This is a genomic window from Aliisedimentitalea scapharcae (assembly GCF_045277565.1).
Taxonomy (GTDB): domain Bacteria; phylum Pseudomonadota; class Alphaproteobacteria; order Rhodobacterales; family Rhodobacteraceae; genus Aliisedimentitalea; species Aliisedimentitalea scapharcae.
Map to the genome: position 1 here is coordinate 3,823,834 of NZ_CP123584.1, position 22,580 is coordinate 3,846,413.

A 22,580-nucleotide genomic window follows, 5' to 3' on the forward strand; every position below is an offset into this window, starting at 1 on the left:
CAAGGCGTTTGCAAACGTCTTGACCCAACGACCTTCTAGATGCCCGCAAACGGGCGCACCTTAGTACCATCAGTAAACCGTGACAGGCGAAATGCGTGTGGATCCACAATGGGTTTTGTACCCATCACCAGATCAGCCGTCAGACATCCCGCCGCAGGTCCGAGACCGAATCCATGCCCCGAATAGCCTGTCGACAGGAACAGCCCCGGCACATGCTCAACCTCTGAAATCACTGGGATGGCATCCGGTGTTACATCAATCATCCCAGCCCAGCTTTGCACCACATCCACGCCGTTCAGCACCGGAAACGCCCGTCGTGCAGCGGCCCATCCGGATCGCAGCACCTTTTGAGATGGGGCCGGATCCAACACCCGGCAAGTTTCGAAATCCGTGACCTGATCGGGGCTCCAACTGCGCGCCTGTGCCGCCTCTTCGCGCCAACGTCCTGACAGGCGAAACCGCAGCGATCTCCATTCGGCCTGAAACGCAGGTAGAAACCTCAACCCCAAACGGAAAGAATCCGGCACCAGATCAACGATGTTCTCGGTCCCTGCCGCGACGGTGTAACCGCCGTCCACCCGTTTGCGCATGGCGAATCCATTGGCCCACACCGCAGCCTCCGGCCCCTGTACCGGGGCGCTGCGCATGACCGTGTTCAACACTTTCAACTGTGGCAACTGGAGCCCGGCATTGCCGCAGAACAACCGCGACCAGGCGCCGCCGGCTACAACAACCGCAGAACAGGCCACCCGACCGCGTTCGGTCACGACCCCGGCCAGTTTGCCACCTTGAAAGTCCAGAGACCTGACCGCACAGTTGGTCATGATCGTAGCCCCCTGCGCCCGCGCCCCTTCGGCTATGGCGGGGGCCGCCCATTGGGGTTCAGCCCGCCCGTCAACCGGCGTATACAAGGCACTTTGCACCTTCATCTGATGACCCGGCATCAGCGCGTCCATCTCGCCGCCCCGAACCATACGCGCTTCCAGATCAAAGGGACCAAGGTGTTCGGCCCAGCTTTCCAGCCAAGCCGCCTTGCGCTCGGTATCGGCGGTGAACAGAATCCCCGACCGTCTGTATCCGGTGTTGCCGTCGATGCGGGCGTCCAACCCGTCCCAGATCCGCAAAGCCTCGGCCATCAGCGGGATTTCGCGGGGGTCCCGGCGCGAAATGCGCACCCACCCCCAATTGCGTGAACTTTGCTCGCCTGCAATCTGTCCTTTTTCGCACAACAGGACGGACAGCCCCCGCTCCGACAACTCCAAAGCAGTGGAAACGCCAATGATCCCGCCGCCAATCACCACCACATCGGTGGATTTCGGCAGCGCCAGATCTGATTTGAAGGGGGTTGGCGCAGGTCCCGGCATGGGCGGACTTGACCAAATCCCACAGGCGCCGTCCAGCGCGGTTCACGTCATCTGCACACGCGGTTGCGACTTGTCCCGGAATCGGGACAAATCGGTCACAGATCAGCCGGGATCGCGCCAACGATTGGCAATCGGGTATCGGCGATCCAGCCAAAAGGCGCGCGATGTCAGCCGGGCACCCGGTGCCGATTGGAAGCGTTTGTATTCGCTGATGTACAACAGATTTTCGACCCGCTTGGCAGTCTCGCGACGGAACCCCGCCGCCACACAATCGGCAATTGATCCGTCCTGATCCACCAGAATCTCCAGCAGCGCGTCCAGCTCCGGATAGTCAGGAAGGCTGTCGCTGTCCTTTTGATCGTCGCGCAGTTCAGCGCTGGGTGCCTTGTCGATCACGTTGGGGTGGATCACCTCGCCTGCCGGACCTTTCATCCAGCTTCGGTGATTGGCATTGCGCCAGCGACAGGTTTCAAACACCCGCGTCTTGTACAGGTCCTTGATCGGATTATAACCACCATTCATATCGCCATAGATCGTGGCATATCCCACTGCGACTTCGGATTTGTTGCCTGTCGTCAGCAGCATTTCGCCGAACTTGTTGGACAATGCCATCAACAGCAAGCCGCGCAGACGGGACTGGATATTCTCTTCTGTCAGGCCCGGATCCAGGCCTTCGAACAATGGGGCAAGCGTATTGGTCACCGCCGTGCGGCTTTCCGAGATCGGCACATAGTCATACCGCACGCCCAGCGCCTTGGCGACCGCTTCGCCGTCTTCCAGAGACTCGGTACTGGTGTATTCAGACGGCAGCATGACGCAACGGACGTTTTCAGCACCCAGTGCGTCCACAGCAATCGCCGCCACAAGCGCGGAATCCACCCCGCCCGACAGGCCCAGCAAAACCTTGGTAAAGCCGGTTTTGGCCATATAATCACTCAGGGCCTGCACTATGACCCGATAATCCTGCTCCCAGGCATCCGGTTGCGCAACGATGTCATGTGGCACAATGCGCCACCCCGCATCCCCACGTTCCAGATCCACATGCTGGATCATTTCGTCGAACACAGGCATCCGAAACGCCAGCTCACCTCCGGGGTTCAGGCCAAAAGTCGCCCCGTCAAACACCTGGTCATCCTGCCCCCCAACCATATTCAGATAGATCAACGGCAGCCCGGTTTCGATCACCCGCGACACCATATGGTTCAGGCGCACATCATATTTGTCGCGATAATAGGGAGACCCGTTGGGAATCAGCAAAAATTCGGCCCCGGTTTCCTCCAGCGTCTCTGCGACATCTTCGTGCCAGCTGTCCTCGCAGATCGGAGACCCGATGCGCACGCCTGCAACCGAATACGGTCCACCCAACGGGCCGACATCAAATATGCGCATTTCGTCGAACACGGTCTCATTGGGCAGGTGGTGTTTCAATACCTTGCTGGTGATCGTGCCACCTTTGAGAATAAAATAGGCGTTAAACAGTTTCCCGTCTTCTGCCCACGGCCCCCCAATAGCCAACGCAGGACCGTCGGCACACTCCTTTGCCAGGTGTTGGATCTCGGCCATTGCTGCCTGGTGAAAGGCGGGTTTCAGCACCAGATCCTGCGCATTGTAACCCGTGATGAACATTTCGCTGAGCGCCACCAGATCGGCACCTGCATCCCGCCCCATCTTCCAGGCTTCGCGCGCCTTGGCGGCATTGCCGGACAGGTCGCCCACCACAGGGTTCAATTGTGCCAAAGTCACACGGAAACGATCGACCATACTGCCCTCGTGCCTGATTACATTTCCTAGCCATTTAGCAGATCCCGGCCGCAGGGAAAGACCAGGGCGGCAAAAGACATTGCGGCGCGCGGCCTGCTCGCCTAGTTTTAGCACAGTAAAAAGCAACCGCGCGCGATTTGGCAGCTACAGCGGAGCTTTCAGGCAGTCAGGGGACACATGGTGCGGGTCGCAACAATATTGGCAGTCACTTCGGCATTGGCTCTGGGCAATACGGCCTGGGCCCAGCAGGGTCAGGTACTGACGACGCAGAATGAAATCGGTGGCGTCTACGAGGGTGAATTCAAAGGCGGGTTGCAACACGGGACCGGCACCTATCGGTTGCCGAACGGGTTTGAATATACCGGCGCTTGGGATCAGGGCGAAATCAAGGGACGCGGGGTTGCCCGATATCCCAATGGATCCGTGTACGAAGGTGAATTCGACAATGGCCGCGCCCACGGCACCGGGTTGATGATCTATTCGGATGGCAGCGCCTATGAAGGCGATTGGGTCGAAGGCGTATCCACCGGTCACGGGATCAACATCTTCTCAAATGGTGTCCGCTACGAAGGTCAGTTCCTGGACGGCAAGCCCCATGGCAAGGGCATCATGCAAAGCCCGGGCGGCTATGAATACAACGGCGACTGGGTCGCAGGCAAAGAAGAAGGCCAGGCCAGCATCACCTACGCGGATGGATCAACCTACGTAGGCGGCATCAGCAACCGCAAGCGCCATGGAGAGGGCAAGCTCACCTACCCCGACGGGCTGACCTACGAAGGTTTCTTTGCGGATGGTCAGATCAGTGGCGATGGGACCCTGACACAGGCCAATGGCGACGTATATGTGGGACCGTTGGTTGCTGGGCGTCGCGAAGGTGTCGGGCGCCAGGTCTATGCCAATGGCGATATCTACGAAGGCGACTTCCAGGATGACCTGCGGCATGGCCAGGGTACTTTTACCGGGTCTGATGGCTACGTCTATTCCGGGACATGGCTCGCCGGGCAGATCGGCGGCGAAGGTACGATTACCTACCCTGACGGATCGGTCTATGTCGGACAAGTGCGCGATGACTTGCCCGATGGCACGGGCAAAGTCACCTATCCCGATGGTTCCAGCTTTGAGGGGGACTGGGTTGCGGGAGTGATCGAAGGCTCCGGTACGGCGGTCTATGCAAACGGGATCGTTTACAAGGGAGAGTTCCGTGGTGCCCAATACCATGGCACGGGTGTCATTACCTATACTGATGGCTACCGCTATGAAGGTGGTTGGGTCGAAGGCCAACGCCACGGACAAGGCGTTGCCACCTATGCAGACGGGTCGGTCTATACCGGCAGTTTTGCCAATGGTCAGCGCCAGGGCCAGGGAGAAATCGTCATGGCCAACGGGTTCCGGTATGTGGGGAACTGGGACCAGGCGGAAATCTCGGGCCAAGGCGTTGCGACCTATGCCAATGGTGACGTCTACGAGGGCATGTTCCGCAATGGCAAACGCCAGGGCGAAGGCACCATGCGGTATGCCACCGGACAGGAAGACACCGGGACATGGGACAATGGGGCTCTGACAGACGGCAGCTGACCCGCGACAGATCAGGCCATGGTCAGGCGCGGCAAACGTCCGCGCCCCGACAACCCCAAGAAACAGATCAGAATGGCACCGGCAGTGCACAGGATCGTTGGCTCCAACCCGATGACATCCACCATCCGCCCCATGCCAAAGGTCCCCAGCGTCGCCAGCCCCCAAAACGCTGTCTGATCGACCGAGATCAGCAATGCCCGATCCGGCACCGGACTGTTTTCAAGGTAATGACCATAGACCATCGCCTTGCCCAACTTGACTCCGCCCATCAGCATCACGATCAGGCACATGGCGACAAAGCTGCCAACCAGACACAGTGCCGCCAACAGCAGCGCATAGGCAAACCACACCAGCAACGAAACCTGCCCGGGTCGCCGGGTCGTTCCCAAATAGCGGCGTGCCAGAGCCGTGCAGGTGATTGCGCCAATCCAGCTGGAGACATTGACCAGAGCGATCAGATCTCCGTGTTCGGGAAACCGCTCTCGCAGGATCAAGGGCCACAGGATGTAACCCGCTGGCACCAGCAGCAGCCCGAGCATCGCGCTGGACAGCAGAATGTCAAAATTCTGCGGGCAGTCACGATAATGATGAACGAGCCGGCGCAGGGTCCGCCCCCGGACCCCATCCTGGTTCCTTGGGGCCGGGCCACGCCCGACGGGTGACGCACGCAGAAACAGGATCAGAAACACCACGCTCAGCGCCATCAGCCCACCATTCAGCCCAAACCCGCCGACAGCCAACACCACCGGAAGCAGCAACCCGGTCAGCGTGCCGCACAATTTGGCAATGTTATGGGCATTGGCAGCCAATAGGCTGTTTTGCTGAGCCGACAGCGGCGTCGCACCCGGGATAAAGGTATCAATGGCAGGGTTCGAAATTGCGCTCAGTATGCCGGCCGCCACACAATAAAGAAAAAACAGCTCTGGCACAAAACCGACGTGATGATCCACAGCCCCATAGCCGATCAGAACCGCCGCAAACACGGCCGTGGACACCACATAGCTGCGACCCGGCCCGATCCGATCGCTCAGCGCGCCGCCTGCGATGGCAAAGATCAGGAAAGGCGACAAAACCAACGCCTGATAGAACCCGATTTCGCTGGCTGACAGGTTGGCGTGAAAGGTCATGTACCAGGTGAACAACACCGTCTGCAGCCCCTCGCCCCAATGCCAAAAGGCATAGGATTGGAAATACCGGCTTCGCAACATGACAAAACTCCTGAATTCCCCGCCGAAACACCGAAACGGGGCTTTATCTGAAAACCAATGCAGAATACTCTCTTCATCTGAATTTTTGACATAAAATTATGATGAGTCAAGCGAAATGGCACAACACTCGGTCCGTGAGACCCAAACCATCGTTGGCGCCCGGATGCGCGAATTGCGCAAGGCGCGCAAACTGACTCTCAAAGGTCTGGCCGAAAGGACAGGATTGTCTGTGGGTTACCTGTCTCAACTGGAACGCCAGGACGCGGACCCGTCGATCCGGGCGCTGAATGTGATCGGCAAAGCGTTGGGTGTAGGTATCAACTGGTTCTTTCCCGCGCCCCCCGAACAGGACGACCCGGACGCCGATCTGGTGGTGCGCGCCGAACACCGCCGCGCGTTGCGGTTTGACTCAGGGCTCAAGGATGAACTGATCAGCCCCTCATTGTCCGGGCAACTGGAAATGGTGTTGACCACCTTTGAACCCGGCGCTGGATCTGGGGACGAGCTGTATTCCCACACCGGTGAAGAGGCGGGTTATATCGCCGAAGGACAGCTGGAGGTCACTGTTGGTGAACGTGTCATCCACCTTAGGGCAGGAGATACAGTGCAATTCCCGTCAACCGAACCGCATCGCTATTATAATCCTGGCCCGGGCAAGACAATCATGGTTTGGGCGGTGACACCGCCACACTACTAACCCTGCAGACGTCTCATACCGAAATCCGAACCGCCGACGTTTCCTTGAGCGTATCCAGAGAGATCAGAGTTTCGGTCCCGATCACTGCGGGCAACGGCTTTACGGTGTTCTTGAGAAACGCCTGAAGCGCGGGCATGTCCCGCACGCGCAGTTTCATCAGATAGGAATGCGGGCCACTGATATGGTGCAACTCTTGCACCTCAGGGCAGGACCTTAGCGCCGCACAGGCCTGCTCCTCGCCTTCATACTTCATATCGATCAGTACAAAGATACAGACGCCTGCGCCAACCCGCGCAGGATCCAGAACGCCGCGCCATTCGGTAACGATACCAACAGTATGCAATCGTCGGATCCGGTCATTGGCAGTCGACACGGAAACACCAACGGCTTGGGCGACCTCGGCACTGGAAACGCGCCCATTGGTCTGCAAGATCTCAGCGATCTGTTGGTCGATCGCGTCCATCATGCAGCCCCCCGCCGCAGGGCCGCGACAGCGCCGCCCATCGCCACCAGAACACCGCCCCCAATCCGGGTCAGCCAAGGCAGGACCGCTGGGCGCACCAGCTTTTGCCGCAAGACATCCGCCAGAAATGCATAGGCCAACGCATTCAACGCAGCGAGCCCGACAAAGGTCGCGATCAGCACGCTGAATTGCGGCAGCAGCGGCACGGTTGTGTTGATGAACTGTGGGACAAAGGCAATAAAGAACACGATTGATTTGGGGTTCAACGCCGTCACCGCCGCCGCATGGCCAAAGATGCCCCGTGCAGGCAATACCGCCGCTTCCAAAGGCTCCCCAAAGGTTGCAGAGGGCGCGCTGCGGAACAGCTTCACTCCCAGATAAACCAAATAGATCGCCCCGACCCATTTCAAAACAAGGAACATCTTGGCCGAGGTCAACACAACCGCGCCCAATCCCGCCAACGACGCCGACATAGCGATGAAATCACCCAAGGCAACCCCCGCCGCCGAAGCAACGGCCACCCGACGACCCTGGCTAAGCGCATAGCTTATGACCAACAGAATCGTGGGCCCCGGAATGATCAACAAGGCCATTGCAGCAGCAACAAACGCCAACCAAAGACTCAGATCCACCAGCTTCTCCCGATTTGCAATACCACTGCAGCTATACCAACATTTTTGCGGTATATAACACAAATATCTGCAATTTTCCCCTCTTCTTTCCACATCTACAGGAAAAATCACAAATTTCCTGCAAAAATTGCACCCCTACCTTCCAGCCCATCACAAGGTCGCCAACCGACCCGACCCAGAGACCAGCCCAAATTCGCCCTTTCCATTCCCGCCAACGCATGTATAAATCCGCTCCATGATCACCTGCGCACATATCCCTGCCACAAACGCCGCTATTCGCGGCGCGGCTTTGCGCGGCCTACTGATCCTAACCCGCCTCTGAGCGTGCCCTTTCGGCGCGCCCGCTCAGAGGAGACGCTCGCGCGCCAAGAGGTTTTAGGACAGCTACGAAAGACACCAAAATGACCAATTCAATTGAAAAAGATCGCGTCGTGATCTTCGATACCACCCTGCGTGACGGCGAACAAAGCCCGGGCGCAACCATGACCCATGACGAAAAGCTCGAAATTGCCGGGCTGCTCGATGACATGGGTGTGGACATTATCGAAGCGGGTTTCCCGATCGCCTCCGAAGGCGATTTCCGCGCGGTATCCGAGATCGCAGCACAAGCAGTAAACAGCCGGATCTGTGGCCTGGCCCGCGCCAATATCGCCGACATTGATCGCTGCTGGGACGCGATCAAACACGCGGAAAAGAACCGCATTCATACCTTCATCGGCACCTCACCGCTGCACCGCGCCATTCCCAACCTGACCAAGGATGAGATGGCCGACAAAATCCACGAAACCGTAACCCATGCGCGAAACCTGTGTGAAAACGTGCAGTGGTCACCCATGGACGCGACCCGCACCGAATGGGATTACCTGTGCCGTGTGGTGGAAATCGCCATCAAGGCGGGTGCCAGCACCATCAACATCCCGGACACCGTCGGCTATACCGCCCCGGTCGAAAGCGCCGATCTGATCAAACGATTGATCGAAACCGTGCCCGGTGCCGACGACGTGATTTTTGCCACCCATTGTCACAACGACCTGGGCATGGCGACAGCGAATTCGCTGGCGGCCGTGGCCGGGGGCGCGCGTCAGATCGAATGCACCATCAACGGGCTTGGTGAACGCGCCGGAAATACCGCGCTCGAAGAGGTGGTGATGGCGCTGAAGGTCCGCAATGACATCATGCCGTGGCACACAAATATCGACACACGCAAGATCATGCATATCTCGCGGCGGGTGGCGACCGTGTCCGGTTTCAACGTCCAGTTCAACAAGGCGATTGTGGGCAAGAATGCCTTTGCCCATGAATCCGGCATCCACCAGGACGGGATGCTGAAGAACCCCGAGAACTTTGAGATCATGCGCCCCGAGGACGTGGGCCTTTCGGGCACCTCGCTTCCGCTGGGCAAACATTCTGGACGCGCGGCGCTGCGCGACAAGCTGAACCATCTCGGATACGAGGTCGGCGACAACCAGCTCAAGGACGTGTTCATCCGGTTCAAAGAGCTGGCTGATCGAAAAAAGGAAGTGTTTGACGACGATATCATCGCTCTGATGCATTCGGGTGAAAACGCCGAAGCCGACAGGCTGCAAGTTGTGTCGATGAAAGTGGTCTGTGGCACTGGCGGTCCTGCCGAATCCACCGTGGAAATGGAAATTGACGGCGCAGATGTCACGGCAACCGCCCATGGTGACGGCCCGGTGGACGCGACCTTCAAGGCAATCCGCGAACTGCACCCGAACAAGGCGCGCCTGCAGCTGTACCAGGTACAGGCCGTCACCGAAGGCACCGACGCACAGGCCACCGTGTCTGTCCGGCTGGAAGAAGACGGCATGATCGCCACCGGACAATCCGCCAACACCGACACGGTCGTTGCGTCGGCCAAGGCCTATGTCAACGCATTGAACCGCCTGTTGGTGCGCCGCGAAAAGGCAGGTCCGGGTGCCGATACGCGTGAGATTTCCTACAAGGATGTCACCTGACGATCCTCGCAGATCTTGAAGCTAAAGGAGAGGCACCACTGGGTGCCTCTTTTGCATTTCGCCCAAACAGCAGAGACTTAGAGGGTTTTGAACAACCCTGACAGCCGCTTGGCCTCGGCCTCCAGCCCATAGGGGGCATTGACGACGAACAGCCCCGATCCCACCATCCGATGCCCATCGCGCGCCGGTGGAAAGCGGACCTGAGAATGCAGGACTTTGGGCAGGTTCAGCGCAGTGAGCGAATCGATCATCCCGTCATGTGCCGCAGAGGACAGCACAGGATACCACAAGGCGATAACACCCACATTCCATTTGCGATGCAGTTTCGCGATGATCCCCGGAATGCGATCATAGTCGCTTTTGATCTCGTAACTGGGGTCAATCAGCAAAACCCCGCGACGCGGATCCGGGGGACAGATCGCGTGGGCCATGTCGAACCCGTCCTGCAAATGAACTTTGGCCTGGCGGGCCATCGCCCGGGTCAATGCTGCGTTTTCCCCGGGGTGCAATTCGGCCAGATGCAACCGGTCGATGTCACGCAACAGATACCGCGCCAACATCGGTGACCCAGGATAGGCAGCCTCTCCATGCGTCGCGCTCACCTGGGTCAATGCCCTTCGGTAGGGATGGTCAATATCGAACCAGTCGCGAACCGCAGAGATCCCGCCAGCAGCCTCGCCGGTTTTTAATGCCTCGGGCGCATCCAGAAAATACAAGCCGCGCCCCGCGTGGGTCTCGATATAGCTGAGAGGTTTGGGTTTGGCCGTCAGATACTGCAGCATCACGCACAACAGCGCATGTTTGTGCACATCTGCAAGATTTCCGGCATGGAAAATATGTTGATAACTCAGCATGGCCGCCCCGCTGTTCCGTCCTAACGGGGGTCATCGCCCGGGACTGGAGATGACGCAAGGGTGAAGATGTCCCTCGGGGCGAACAACCGGCCCGTTTTCCGGCGGATTGACGCCGATTTACGTCCGCCAAGGCCTTCCCCATTTCCCCTCTGGTGCCTATAAGGACGACGGACCGCTTCGTGGGGACAGAATCGCGGGCCCAAACCTAACATCTCTGGGATCGGAAACCTCATGCTGGGAAAACTGGGCGGTCTTTTTACGTCTGACATGGCCATTGACCTTGGGACTGCAAACACCCTCGTATATGTCAAAGGCCGGGGTATCATTCTGTCTGAACCATCGGTTGTTGCCTACCACGTCAAGGACGGCGTCAAAAAGGTTCTGGCTGTTGGTGAAGATGCCAAGATGATGCTGGGGCGCACCCCCGGTTCCATCGAAGCCATCCGCCCAATGCGCGAAGGTGTGATTGCCGATTTCGATACCGCCGAAGAGATGATCAAGCATTTCATTCGCAAGGTGCATAAACGGTCGACCTTTTCCAAACCCAAGATCATCGTCTGTGTCCCCCACGGCGCGACTCCCGTTGAAAAACGTGCAATCCGTCAATCGGTTCTCTCGGCAGGTGCGCGTCGCGCCGGTTTGATCGCAGAACCCATTGCTGCTGCAATTGGTGCCGGCATGCCAATCACCGATCCAACCGGTAACATGGTTGTCGATATCGGCGGCGGGACCACCGAAGTTGCGGTTCTGTCGCTGGGCGACATCGTTTACGCCCGGTCAGTCCGCGTTGGCGGCGACCGTATGGACGAAGCAATCATTTCCTATCTGCGCCGCCAGCAGAACCTGTTGGTTGGGGAATCCACCGCCGAACGCATCAAGACCTCGATCGGCACCGCGCGGATGCCCGATGATGGCCGTGGTCAATCGATGCAGATCCGTGGCCGTGACCTGTTGAACGGCGTACCCAAGGAAATCGAAATTTCCCAGGCCCAGGTCGCCGAAGCGCTGGCCGAACCGGTTCAACAGATCTGCGAAGCCGTTATGACCGCGCTGGAAACCACACCGCCCGATCTGGCCGCCGACATCGTAGATCGCGGCGTCATGTTGACAGGCGGGGGCGCGTTGCTGGGGGATCTGGATCTGGCCCTGCGCGAGTCAACCGGTTTGGCCGTTTCGATTGCTGATGAATCGCTGAACTGTGTGGCGCTTGGCACTGGCAAAGCGCTGGAGTACGAAAAGCAGCTGCGCCACGCAATTGACTACGACAGCTAAGACGCGCACCCTTCGGGCTGACTGATCGCGTCGAAAGGAGCCTCGTGGCCAAGGACCGCTCACAGCGAGAAGACTATGCAACCCCGCTGCGCCGTTTGCTGATCGGGGTGCTTTGCTTGTGTCTTGCCGCGATCTTTGTCGTGTGGCGGATTGATAGCCCACGGGTCGAACGGTTCCGCGCACAGGTCATCGACACTGTCGTGCCCAATATGGATTGGGCCATGGCCCCGGTCACCGGGATCATAAATCTGATTCGTGATTTTCAGTCCTATCAACGGCTTGCCGAACAGAACCGCGAATTGCGGTCCGAGTTGCGTCAAATGCGGGCATGGAAAGAAGCGGCGCTTCAGTTGGAACAGGAAAACGCGCGCCTGCTGGATCTGAACAACGTGCGCCTGGATCCACGGCTGACATTTATCACCGGGGTGGTGATGGCCGACAGCGGCTCTCCATTCCGTCAATCCGTTCTCCTGAACGTCGGGGCCCGCGATGGCATCCGGGATGGGTGGGCCGCGATGGATGGGATCGGGTTGGTTGGTCGGATTTCCGGCACAGGGCGCGATACGGCCAGGGTCGTATTGTTGACCGATGCAGCCAGCTCTGTTCCTGCGCTCATTCAGCCCTCCGGGCAAACAGCCTTGATCGCCGGGGACAATACTGCGGCACCAGTCATAGACTTCTTGGAAAACAAGGATCTGGTGCGCCCCGGTGACAGGGTCACGACATCAGGCGACGGTGATGTCTTTCCAGCCGGCCTTTTGATTGGCCAGGTGGCTGCCGATCCCTCAGGTCGGTTGCGGGTGCGCCTGTCGGCCGATTTCGAGAGGCTCGAATTCCTGCGCGTTCTGCGTCATCACGGTATCGAATCCGTCACCGACCCTGGCAATGTGGTTGCGCCTGACACCGCAGTTCCATCACCGGAGCAACGCCCTGAAACAACCGGTGATGCGCCCACGGGAACCGGAAATGGCTGAGCTGATGACATCACGCAACTGGCTGATGCAAAGCGTTTTTCTGACCCTGTGCATGTTGGTGATCTTCTTTCATCTGTTGCCCCTGACCACCCTGCCCGCCCGTTGGCCTGCACCTGATCTGCTGATCTGCCTGGTCTTTGCCTGGGGAATGCGGCGACCTGATTATGTGCCCGTTCTGCTCGTGGCTGGTGTGATGTTGATGGCCGACCTTTTGTTTCATCGCCCACCCGGCCTGTTGGCTATGCTGGTGGTGTTGGGCAGCGAATACCTGCGTCGTCAAACTGCGGGGCTGCGCGATGCCAGTTTTGTCGGCGAATGGCTGTCCGTGGCATTGGCTATCGCGGCGATCACCGTGCTCAACCGCCTGATCCTGACCTTAATGGGGGTGGATCAGGCCGCGTTGGGTCCTATTTTGATCCAGATGTTGATGAGTATCGCGGCCTATCCCGGCGTGGTTTTGTTCAGTCACTTCCTGTTGGGTGTTCGCAAGCTAAGCCCGTCGGAAACAGATGCTCAGGGCGGATTGAGATGAGAGGCCAGAGATGAAACGCAATCCCCGTGATCTGGAGCATTCTCACAAGATTCTGAATCGGCGCTCGCTGGTGCTGGGCGGCCTGCAGTTGGCCTTTGTCGGTGGTCTGGCGGCACGGATGCGGCACTTGCAGGTGGATCAGGCCGACCAGTTTCGCCTGCTGGCCGAAGAGAACCGGATCAACATCCGGTTGATCCCTCCTGCGCGCGGTGAAATTTTCGACCGCAACGGAGCAGTGTTGGCGCAAAATACACCGTCCTACAGGATCACCATGGTGCGCGAAGACGCCGGTGACGTGGAAAAGGTTATCGCCAATCTGCAAAAACTGGTGCCGCTGGACCCCGAAGATCTGGAACGGGCCATGGCCGAAATGCGTCGCAGCCCCCCGTTTCTGCCAATCACAATCGCCGACCAAATCGGCTGGCACGACATTTCCCGCGTCGCGGTCAATGCCCCGGCCCTGCCCGGGGTCACCCCCGAAGTCGGCCTGACACGGGTCTATCCGCAGATGGAAGATCTGGCACATGTGGTCGGCTATGTCGGCCCCGTATCCGATTACGATCTGTCCAAGATCGAAGACCCGGAACCGATCCTTCGCATCCCGCGGTTTCAGATCGGCAAGGTCGGGTTCGAAGCCAAGAGCGAAGACATGCTGCGCGGCAAGGCCGGTGCCAAACGGGTCGAGGTCAACGCCACCGGGCGGGTTATGCGCGAACTCGACCGCCGCGAAGGCCAGCCCGGTGCCGACATGCAGTTGACCATCGACACGGATTTGCAATTCTATCTTCAGGCCCGGTTGGGCAACGAAAGCGCCGCAGCCGTTGTCGTCGATTGCGAAAGCGGCGATTTGCGTGCCATTGCCTCTTCGCCCAGCTTTGATCCCAATCTGTTCGTACGCGGCATTTCTGTCGCTGACTACCGCGGCCTGACCGAAGACCCCTATCGCCCGTTGGCCAACAAGACGGTTCAGGGCACCTATCCACCCGGATCAACCTTTAAGATGATCACTGCGTTGGCCGCATTGGAGGCTGGTATCACAGGCACCGAAGAAACCGTTTGGTGTCCTGGCCACCTGGAGGTATCGGGCCGCAGGTTTCATTGCTGGAAGCGCGCCGGACATGGTCACGTTGACCTGTTGAACTCGCTCAAGCAAAGCTGTGATGTCTACTATTATGATCTTGCGCTCAGGGTCGGGATCGACAAGATTTCGGATATGGCCAAACGGTTCGGACTGGGCGTAAAGCACAACCTGCCGATGTCTGCCGTCGCGCGGGGGTTGGCCCCGAACAAAGCATGGAAAGAGCGTGTGCATGGTCAGGACTGGCTGATCGGGGATACCGCCAACGCGTCAATCGGACAGGGTTATATGCTGGCATCCCCCCTGCAGCTGGCCGTGATGACCGCGCGGCTCGCGACCGGGCGCAGTGTCACGCCGCGTCTTGTGAAATCCATCAATGGCGTCGAACAACCAGACGGCGCAGGCGAATCTTTGGGGGTCAACGAAAACAACCTGCGCACCCTGCGTCGGGCCATGTATGCCGTCAGCAATGACCGACGTGGCACTGCCTATCGGTCGCGCATCATTGCTGATGGTTTGCGCATGGCGGGCAAAACCGGCACCAGCCAGGTCCGCAACATCACGGCCGCCGAACGCGCCGCCGGGGTGATCCGGAACAAAGATCTGCCGTGGGAACGCCGGGACCACGCGCTCTTTGTCGGCTTTGCGCCGTTTGACGATCCGAAATACGCGGTCAGCGTGGTTGTCGAACATGGCGGCGGTGGATCCACGGCAGCCGCCCCCATTGCCCGCGATATCATGCTTCAGGCGCTGTACGGTGAAACCCCGCCCCTGTCAGCCTATCCCAAAAAGGACCGCAGCCACATTCAGGCGCTACAGGAACGCCTGCAACGCGAAAGCCCGCCGCGAAAAGCAGACGGAAGCGACCGCGCATGAGTTATCTCGAGTATAACGCCAAATATACACCCAGCGGGCTGCGCAAGATCCTGTATCTGAACTGGGCATTGCTGTTGTTGTTGGCTTCGGTGGCCGGTGTCGGTTTCCTGATGCTCTATTCCGTGGCTGGCGGTTCATTCAGCCCCTGGGTCGAGCCCCAAGTCAAACGGTTTGCATTGGGGATGTTCGTCATGCTGTTCGTGGCGATGATCCCGATCTGGTTTTGGCGCAATGTTTCAGTGGTGGCCTATCTGGGATCACTGCTTTTGCTGTTGGCTGTTGAATTCTTTGGCACAGTCGGCATGGGGGCCCAACGCTGGATCGACGTCGGTTTCATGCGATTGCAACCGTCTGAGTTGACCAAGATCACATTGGTGATGTTGCTGGCCGCCTATTACGATTGGCTCCCCCCGAACAAGACATCACGGCCGCTGTGGGTTCTGTTGCCGGTTCTGATGATCCTGCTACCGACCTTCATGGTGCTGCGCCAACCGGACCTGGGGACCTCGATCCTGTTGCTGGCGGCTGGCGGAGGGATCATGTTTCTGGCCGGGGTGCATTGGGCCTATTTCACGGCCGTTATCGGCGCGGGAATCGGGCTGATCACTGCCGTGTTCAAGAGCCGTGGCACCGATTGGCAGCTGCTCAAGGATTACCAATACCGCCGCATCGACACCTTTCTGGACCCCTCAACGGATCCTCTGGGTGCCGGCTATCACATCACCCAATCCAAGATCGCGCTGGGTTCGGGCGGCTGGACCGGGCGCGGGTTCATGCAAGGCACCCAATCGCGGCTGAACTTTCTTCCTGAAAAACACACGGACTTCATCTTTACCACCCTGGCCGAAGAATTCGGCTTTCTCGGCGGGATTTCCCTGTTGTCACTCTATACGCTGATTATCGTTTTCTGCGTCGCCGGTGCCCTGGCTGCGCGGGACCGGTTTTCGTCGCTGGTGACCTGGGGGGTGGCGATAACTTTTTTCCTTTTCTTTGCCGTGAATATGTCCATGGTCATGGGGCTGGCCCCAGTGGTTGGCGTGCCATTGCCAATGGTGTCCTATGGCGGGTCGGCAATGCTGGTTCTGCTTGCAGCCTTTGGACTGGTCCAAAGCGCGCATGTTCACCGTCCTCGCTGACCCTCACTTTCGGAGCAATCTCCCTATGACTGCCAACATCCTGTTCTCGGCGCGCGCCGCCCTCTGGCCCATTTATGAACCGCTGATCACCCGCTACCTGACCAAAGCCGGGATCTCTTTCAATCTCGCCACGGATTTTCCAGCCGACCAGGTCGATTACGTCATTTATGCGCCTGATGGGGGGATCGCGGACTTTACGCCATTCACCCGGCTCAAGGCTGTGCTCAGCCTTTGGGCCGGAGTGGAAAAGATCGTTGGCAACAAAACCCTGACCATGCCACTGGCTCGGATGGTCGATCACGGTCTTGCCGATGGCATGACGGAATGGGTTACCGGCCATGTGCTGCGCTATCATCTGGGGATGGATGCGCAAATCGTCAATCCGAACCACGATTGGGTCTTTGCCCCTGCACCCCTGGCAAAAGATCGCAAGATCGCCATTCTGGGCCTAGGTGCTCTGGGCGAAGCATCGGCCCGTGCCTTGCGGACACTGAATTTCCAGGTTTCGGGTTGGAGCCGCTCGCCAAAGGAGATTGAGGGTGTGACCTGCCATCATGGGGCCGACGGCCTGAGCCTGGCGTTGAACGGAGCGGACATCGTAGTTCTGCTGCTTCCCGATACACCGGCAACGGAAAACATTCTGAACGCTGACACTTTGGCATTGCTGCCCCACGGCGCGCGGATCATCAACCCCGGGCGCGGCCCGCTGATCGACGACGACGCCCTCCTTGCGGCTTTGGAGAGTGGACAGGTCGGCCATGCGACGCTTGATGTCTTCCGGATCGAACCGCTGCCTTCGGAACATCCGTACTGGGCACACCCCAATGTAACAGTGACACCCCATATTGCGTCGGAAACCCGCCCGGTCACTGCTGCACAAGTGATCTGCGAAAACATCCGGCGCGGCGAGAACGGCGAACCTTTCGTTCACCTTGTTGATCCCGATCTGGGCTACTGAGCCTCGACGGCGCGTGACAAGACCGGGGGCGTTGCCCCCTCTGGCCTTTCAGGCCATTCACCCCCAAGGTATTTTTACCAGAAAGAAGCAGCCGCGTGTTCCGCTTCTTTCTGGTTCAAAATACCTCCGCCGGAGGCAGCGCCCGAAACGGGCGCTTTTTCATGCGACCAAGCCACGCCCTTTGAGCAAGGCCTGAACACCGGGAAGACGGCCACGGAAGGCGACGTACAAGTCGGCAGGATCGCGTGATCCTCCAGTGGATAGAATGTTATTCTCCAGCGCTTGGGCCCGTTCCGCGTCAAATGGGCCACCGGCCTCTTCGAAGGCGGAAAAGGCATCGGCGTCCATCACTTCGGACCACATGTAGCTATAGTATCCCGAACTATAGCCATCCCCGGCAAAGACATGCGCGAAATGCGGGGTCGCGTGGCGCATTGTGATCGCATGAGGCATGCCAATCTCTCCGAGAACCTGAGCCTGTTTGAGCATTGGATCATCCGGCGCAGGTCCGCGATGAAAGGCCAGATCGACCAAGGCCGAGGCAACATATTCCACCGTCTGAAATCCCATATCAAACGTCGAAGCGCCCAGAACCTTGTCCAGCATGTCCTGTGGCATCGGCGCGCCTGTGACGGCATGGGTGGCGAATTCCCTCAGGACCTCCGGCACCTCCAGCCAATGTTCGTACAGTTGGCTGGGCAGCTCGACAAAATCACGCGCGACCGACGTTCCGGAAATGCTCTCGTAGATCACATTCGAAAGCATTTGATGCAACGCGTGGCCAAATTCGTGAAACAGGGTGCGCGCATCATCATAGGAGAGCAACGCCGGTTCGCCCTTGGCAAAGTTGCACACGTTTATCACCACGGGAGTTTGCGGTTGTGGAAATTTGGCCTGTTGGCGCATTGCCGAACACCAGGCGCCGGACCGTTTCGAACCGCGCGCAAAATAGTCGCCTATAAAAACAGCCACGTGTTCACCATGGCGTGTCACCTCCCAGGCGCGGCAGTCGGCGTGATATAGAGACACGTCAAGTGGCGCAAATTCCAACCCAAAGAGCCGATTGGCGCACGCAAAACATGCCTCGATCATCCGATCGAGTTGCAGATACGGTTTCAGTTCGGCTTCATCCAGATCATGTTCCGCCTTGCGCCGTTTTTCAGCGTAGTAGCGCCAATCCCAGGGTTCCAGTTCGCCGTTGATCCCATCGGCATGCATCATTTCGGTCAGGACCTGCGCATCCCGGTCGGCCTGCGTCTTGGCCGGGCCCCAGACATCCATCAACAGTTGCTCGACCGCCGACGGTGTCTTGGCCATTTCGGTTTCCAACTTGTAGTCTGCAAAGCTGTCATAACCCAGCAGTTGCGCCCGTTCCTGGCGCAAGGTCAGGATTTCTGCAGCAATCGCACGATTATCGGTCTTTCCCCCATTTGCCCCACGCGCAGCCCAGGCATTGTAGGCGGTTTCCCGCAGGTCCCGTCGGGATGAAAACTGTAGGAAGGGGGTGATCAGGGACCGAGACAAGGTGATCACAGGCCCGCCCACATCCTTGTCTGTTCCAGCTGCACGGGCTGCATCGACAACAAACTGCGGCAGACCTTCGAGATCGCTTTCCGACAACGCCATGAACCAATCACGCTCGTCTGCCAGCAAGTTTTGCGTGAACTCGGTGCCCAACGTCGCGAGTCGGCCCTTGATCTCTTGCATACGGGTGTCATCGTTTCCCGTCAGCGCCGCACCACCCCGGATAAAGCTGCGATGGGTCAGCATCAAAACCCGCTGCTGTTCGTCGGTCAGATCCAGTGTCCCACGCTGATCCCAAACCGCCTGAACCCGGGTGAACAGCGTCTTGTTTGCAGTGATCTCCGAAAAATGCGCCGCGAGTTTGGGGGAGAAGTCCCGTTGCAATGCTTGGCGGGCCGGGTTGCTGTCAGCCCCTGCAACCGTGAAAAATACCGACAGGGTCTGGTCCAGCCCCTGAGACGGAGTTTCCAGCGCTTCGATCACATTGGCAAAGGTTGGCGGTTCAGGATTCTCTGCAATGGCGGAAATCTGGATCTTGTGATCGGCAAGAGCCTGATCCAGCGCCGGGGCGAAATCATCATCTGAAATCTGGTCGAATGGAGCGATCTGAAATGGGGTGTCCCAGTCGGACAACAGCGGGTTGGTCATGCAGAAAAATCTCCTTTGGCCCCTGACATTATGGGCGACGCTAACGGCAAAGGTGGGGGGTCGCAATCAGGCTTGCAAGGGTGATCAGAGATGACCAGTGTATCGCGAAATAGTGAGGAGGGTTCTATGGCCAAGGGCAACGTTTTTCAAGGCATTCAAACAACGGCGATTCACGCGGGTGAAGGCCCCGATCCGACGACTGGTGCTTCGGCACCTCCGCTGCATATGTCATCGACCTTTGTGACAGAAAATGTCGCTGGGTTTTCCGCCCATGACCTGGCGGAAGACAGTGCCTTTCTTTATGCCCGCTGGTCCAATCCGAATGTCGCGTCGCTGGAGGCAAAAATCGCCGCGCTTCAAGGAACTCAAGCCTGCCTTTGCACCGCATCGGGCATGGCAGCAGCGACAGCAATTTTCCTGACCTTCCTGTCGGCCGGGGATCATCTGATCGTGTCGGATGTGTCCTATGCGGGAGTAGCCGAATTAGCGCGCGATACCCTGCCCCGACTGGGCATTGAAGTGAGCACGGTGAACCTGTCAGATCTGGCTGCGGTCACGGCGGCGGTACGCCCAAACACGCGGCTCATTCATTCGGAAAGCCCGGTGAACCCGATTCTGCGGCTGACTGATCTGGCCGCTGTGTCCAGGATTGCCCATTCGGCAGGGGCGTTGCATTCATGCGATGCGACCTTTGCCTCGCCGCTTGGTATGAATTCCCAAGCTCTGGGGATTGATTTGGTGATGCATTCGATCACCAAGTACATCGGGGGTCATGGCGATGCAGTTGGCGGTGCGGTGGCCGGGTCCGCCGAGCTGATTGCAAAGATGCGGTTGGAATCAGCGATACACCATGGTGGTATCCTGTCCCCCTTTAACGCCTGGCTGATTGCCCGAGGGATGGCGACACTGCCGCTCAGGATGAAAGCCCACGCATCCGGCGCTCAGGCCGTGGCCGAATTTCTGGAAACACATCCCAAAGTAACCCAGGTCATGTACCCAGGCTTGTCCTCGCATCCTCAGGCTGAACTGGCCCAGGCGCAGATGTCAAACACCTCGGGCATGATCAGCTTTCAGGTTGGAAGTGCAGCCGTTGGCCGGGCCACTGCCCAGCGGATGATCGACGACCTGCAGGTGATCCACTATGCCGTATCATTGGGCCACCACCGGTCATTGGTGTTCTGGATGGAAACCGCAGGGCTGATGGAGACTTCCTTTCGTCTGGATCCAACCCAGGAGGAAAGCTATCGGAGTTTTGCTGGAGATGGTATTTTCAGGCTGTCCATCGGTCTCGAAGATGCCGAAGACCTGATCGCTGATCTTGACCGTGTTCTTTGAGAACCCAGCGTAGGGTGCGTGCTTGCACGCACCGATCAGACGATGGGCTCCCGCCCCCGGTCAGGCATCAAAGATGCCTTTCCCGGCGTTGGGCCACGCCGCGCGCCATCGGCGCGCGGTGCCAGTTCCGCCGTCAGCGCCCTCTTCTCAACCGTTGCCACATACAGGGCAGTCCGCGCGCGGGGCCAGGCGGATCTTGCGGGTTTCTCCATACAGTCCGTCATAAATCAGCATCTCGGCCCTCAGCACCGCTCCTGCCCCTGTGATCTGCTTGATCGTCTCGACGGCCATCATCGACCCTATCACTCCGGGCAATGGACCGATCACGCCTGCCTCGGAACAGGATGGTGCCAAACCGGGTGCCGGTGCTTCTGGGAAGATACATTGATAGCAGGGGCCGCCCGCGCCGGGATGGAACACTGACAATTGCCCTTCCCACTGCGACAAAGCGCCTGATATCAATGGCTTACCTAAATTCACCGCTATCCTGTTCGCCAAGTATCGGGTTTCGAAATTATCCGTCCCGTCCAGAATCACATCATATTCCGCAAACAGCTCTGCCGCGATCTCTTCGTTCAAACGCCGGTGATAGGGTTTGACCTCCACATTCGGATTTTGCGCTTCCATGGCAGCTTTCGCCGAAAACACTTTTGGTACGCCGATGTCAGCATCGCGATGAATAACCTGCCGTTGCAGGTTGGCGTTTTCCACCTCATCGTCGTCAATGACCCCGATGGTACCGACCCCGGCCGCAGCCAGATACTGCAAGGCTGGCGCGCCCAAACCACCTGCTCCGATCACCAAGACGCGCGCCTGTTTCAGCTTTTTCTGTCCCGGTCCACCGATTTCGCGCAGCACGATGTGGCGGGCATAACGATTGAGCTCTGTTTCCGAAAAGGTGCCTGTTTTTTGTGTCACGGTCTGTTCCTTTGGCTGTGCCCGGGCCCTCAGCGCAGCAACCAGCCGCGCGTATCCGCCGGCCACAATGCCACAGCCCCCCAAGATCAGCCAGAGCGCTGCCGATCCCCCGGTGGCCTGACGCAAACCGCTTTCGGGCGGCAAAACCAGATGGATAGACACAACTGCAAAAAACAGCACGATCAACAGCAACACGCGCACAACCCGGCCAAAACCGGCAAAGGCTCCACCCCACCAGATCAGCGCAGCAGTCCCCAAAACCAGTATCATCGACGTCCTCCAGCCAAGCCGAAACCAGCCGCGATGTGCTCGGCACCCCCCGATATATCAGCCGCGTCGAACGGGGCCTGTCCGGCAGGGGACGCAATCAGCCCCGCACACCCATCTCCCTGTGCGATCCCACAGGTCTCGTGTTTGGCATTCGGTTCGATCCGCCCAGAACGAGCTGTATTACATGGCGACACCAGGAGATCTGCCGTGCGACTGATGGGGTAATCCACGTGGTTGCGCCTTTTCTGTCTGTTTCACTCCTGCACGACACGACTGTGCCCAATGCTGTCTAAACGGTCTGCTCCGTATCTAGAAGAGAACACATGGTATGCAACGTGCAAATATGGAGCCATTTGGAAAGGGCCGTGTCCTGCCACAAAAAGAGCTCCGCCCGGCATCGCAGCCCATCGCTCTTGTCAAAGGATCACAGCCATCAATCCACACAAGCAAGCAAGCTTTGAGCCTGCACGAACCGGATCTCCCTGTTGGTGCCCAACCTCGCTATTCGGGTCTTGTCTTTGTGGGCACC

At 58.6% G+C, this 22,580-nt stretch carries 18 protein-coding genes; 10 read left to right on the forward strand and 8 right to left on the reverse strand.

Annotated elements, in window-relative coordinates; all coding sequences use genetic code 11:
• Positions 1-35 precede the first annotated feature (35 nt).
• Both QEZ52_RS17770 and QEZ52_RS17775 read right to left on the reverse strand, forming a co-directional pair.
• Positions 36-1,364 carry an NAD(P)/FAD-dependent oxidoreductase gene (locus QEZ52_RS17770; protein WP_406645812.1) on the reverse strand — a complete coding sequence of 443 codons (1,329 nt, stop codon included), beginning with the start codon at positions 1,362-1,364 and terminating at the stop codon, positions 36-38.
• Between the two features lie 102 nt (positions 1,365-1,466).
• Entirely contained in the window at positions 1,467-3,125 is a 1,659-nt protein-coding gene (locus tag QEZ52_RS17775) for an NAD+ synthase (RefSeq protein WP_406645813.1), read from the reverse strand.
• Between the two features lie 177 nt (positions 3,126-3,302).
• On the opposite strand from QEZ52_RS17775, the gene QEZ52_RS17780 reads away from it, so the two are divergent.
• Complete coding sequence (locus QEZ52_RS17780; RefSeq protein WP_406645814.1) at positions 3,303-4,700, forward strand: MORN repeat-containing protein; 1,398 nt, start codon at positions 3,303-3,305, stop codon at positions 4,698-4,700.
• Positions 4,701-4,711: 11 nt separating this feature from the next.
• On the opposite strand, the gene QEZ52_RS17785 is transcribed toward QEZ52_RS17780, so the two are convergent.
• Entirely contained in the window at positions 4,712-5,908 is a 1,197-nt protein-coding gene (locus QEZ52_RS17785) for an MFS transporter (protein WP_406645815.1), read from the reverse strand.
• A 115-nt stretch (positions 5,909-6,023) separates the two neighbouring features.
• Here QEZ52_RS17785 and QEZ52_RS17790 point away from each other — a divergent pair, with 115 nt between their 5' ends.
• Positions 6,024-6,605, forward strand: coding sequence for a helix-turn-helix domain-containing protein (locus QEZ52_RS17790; RefSeq protein ID WP_406645816.1), 582 nt, complete (start codon positions 6,024-6,026; stop codon positions 6,603-6,605).
• A gap of 13 nt (positions 6,606-6,618) precedes the next feature.
• Here the strand turns inward: QEZ52_RS17790 and QEZ52_RS17795 are convergent, their stop codons facing one another.
• Positions 6,619-7,071, reverse strand: a complete 453-nt coding sequence (locus QEZ52_RS17795) for an Lrp/AsnC family transcriptional regulator (RefSeq protein ID WP_406645817.1) — start codon at positions 7,069-7,071, stop codon at positions 6,619-6,621.
• Positions 7,068-7,700 (reverse strand): LysE family translocator, encoded by a 633-nt coding sequence (locus QEZ52_RS17800; RefSeq protein ID WP_406645818.1) that lies wholly within the window; start codon positions 7,698-7,700, stop codon positions 7,068-7,070. The genes QEZ52_RS17795 and QEZ52_RS17800 overlap by 4 nt, the downstream gene beginning before the upstream one ends.
• Positions 7,701-8,101: 401 nt before the next feature.
• On the opposite strand from QEZ52_RS17800, the gene QEZ52_RS17805 reads away from it, so the two are divergent.
• On the forward strand, positions 8,102-9,676 hold the full coding sequence (locus QEZ52_RS17805) for a 2-isopropylmalate synthase (RefSeq protein ID WP_406645819.1): 1,575 nt from the start codon (positions 8,102-8,104) through the stop codon (positions 9,674-9,676).
• Between the two features lie 77 nt (positions 9,677-9,753).
• Here QEZ52_RS17805 and QEZ52_RS17810 read toward each other — a convergent pair whose 3' ends face one another.
• Positions 9,754-10,530, reverse strand: coding sequence for a 23S rRNA (adenine(2030)-N(6))-methyltransferase RlmJ (locus QEZ52_RS17810; RefSeq protein WP_406645820.1), 777 nt, complete (start codon positions 10,528-10,530; stop codon positions 9,754-9,756).
• A gap of 231 nt (positions 10,531-10,761) precedes the next feature.
• Between QEZ52_RS17810 and QEZ52_RS17815 the strand changes: the two genes are divergently transcribed.
• From QEZ52_RS17815 to QEZ52_RS17840, 6 genes are read left to right on the forward strand one after another with little or no spacing between them, the layout of a single operon-like run.
• Complete coding sequence (locus tag QEZ52_RS17815; protein WP_406645821.1) at positions 10,762-11,802, forward strand: rod shape-determining protein; 1,041 nt, start codon at positions 10,762-10,764, stop codon at positions 11,800-11,802.
• Positions 11,803-11,846: 44 nt separating this feature from the next.
• On the forward strand, positions 11,847-12,776 hold the full coding sequence (mreC, locus tag QEZ52_RS17820; protein WP_406645822.1) for a rod shape-determining protein MreC: 930 nt from the start codon (positions 11,847-11,849) through the stop codon (positions 12,774-12,776).
• Positions 12,769-13,308, forward strand: coding sequence for a rod shape-determining protein MreD (locus QEZ52_RS17825; RefSeq protein WP_406645823.1), 540 nt, complete (start codon positions 12,769-12,771; stop codon positions 13,306-13,308). The genes mreC and QEZ52_RS17825 overlap by 8 nt, the downstream gene beginning before the upstream one ends.
• A 10-nt stretch (positions 13,309-13,318) precedes the next feature.
• A complete protein-coding gene (gene mrdA / locus QEZ52_RS17830) occupies positions 13,319-15,262 on the forward strand; it encodes a penicillin-binding protein 2 (protein ID WP_406645824.1) in 1,944 nt (647 codons plus the stop codon).
• Positions 15,259-16,398 (forward strand): FtsW/RodA/SpoVE family cell cycle protein, encoded by a 1,140-nt coding sequence (rodA, locus tag QEZ52_RS17835; protein WP_406645825.1) that lies wholly within the window; start codon positions 15,259-15,261, stop codon positions 16,396-16,398. The genes mrdA and rodA overlap by 4 nt, the downstream gene beginning before the upstream one ends.
• 25 nt (positions 16,399-16,423) lie before the next feature.
• On the forward strand, positions 16,424-17,356 hold the full coding sequence (locus QEZ52_RS17840; RefSeq protein ID WP_406645826.1) for a 2-hydroxyacid dehydrogenase: 933 nt from the start codon (positions 16,424-16,426) through the stop codon (positions 17,354-17,356).
• A 159-nt stretch (positions 17,357-17,515) separates the two neighbouring features.
• On the opposite strand, the gene QEZ52_RS17845 is transcribed toward QEZ52_RS17840, so the two are convergent.
• Complete coding sequence (locus QEZ52_RS17845) at positions 17,516-19,528, reverse strand: M3 family metallopeptidase (RefSeq protein WP_406645827.1); 2,013 nt, start codon at positions 19,526-19,528, stop codon at positions 17,516-17,518.
• 126 nt (positions 19,529-19,654) lie between these two features.
• Here QEZ52_RS17845 and QEZ52_RS17850 point away from each other — a divergent pair, with 126 nt between their 5' ends.
• Positions 19,655-20,863, forward strand: a complete 1,209-nt coding sequence (locus tag QEZ52_RS17850) for a trans-sulfuration enzyme family protein (RefSeq protein ID WP_406645828.1) — start codon at positions 19,655-19,657, stop codon at positions 20,861-20,863.
• 147 nt (positions 20,864-21,010) lie between these two features.
• Here QEZ52_RS17850 and QEZ52_RS17855 read toward each other — a convergent pair whose 3' ends face one another.
• A complete protein-coding gene (locus QEZ52_RS17855) occupies positions 21,011-22,051 on the reverse strand; it encodes a HesA/MoeB/ThiF family protein (protein WP_406645829.1) in 1,041 nt (346 codons plus the stop codon).
• Positions 22,052-22,580: the final 529 nt, after the last annotated feature.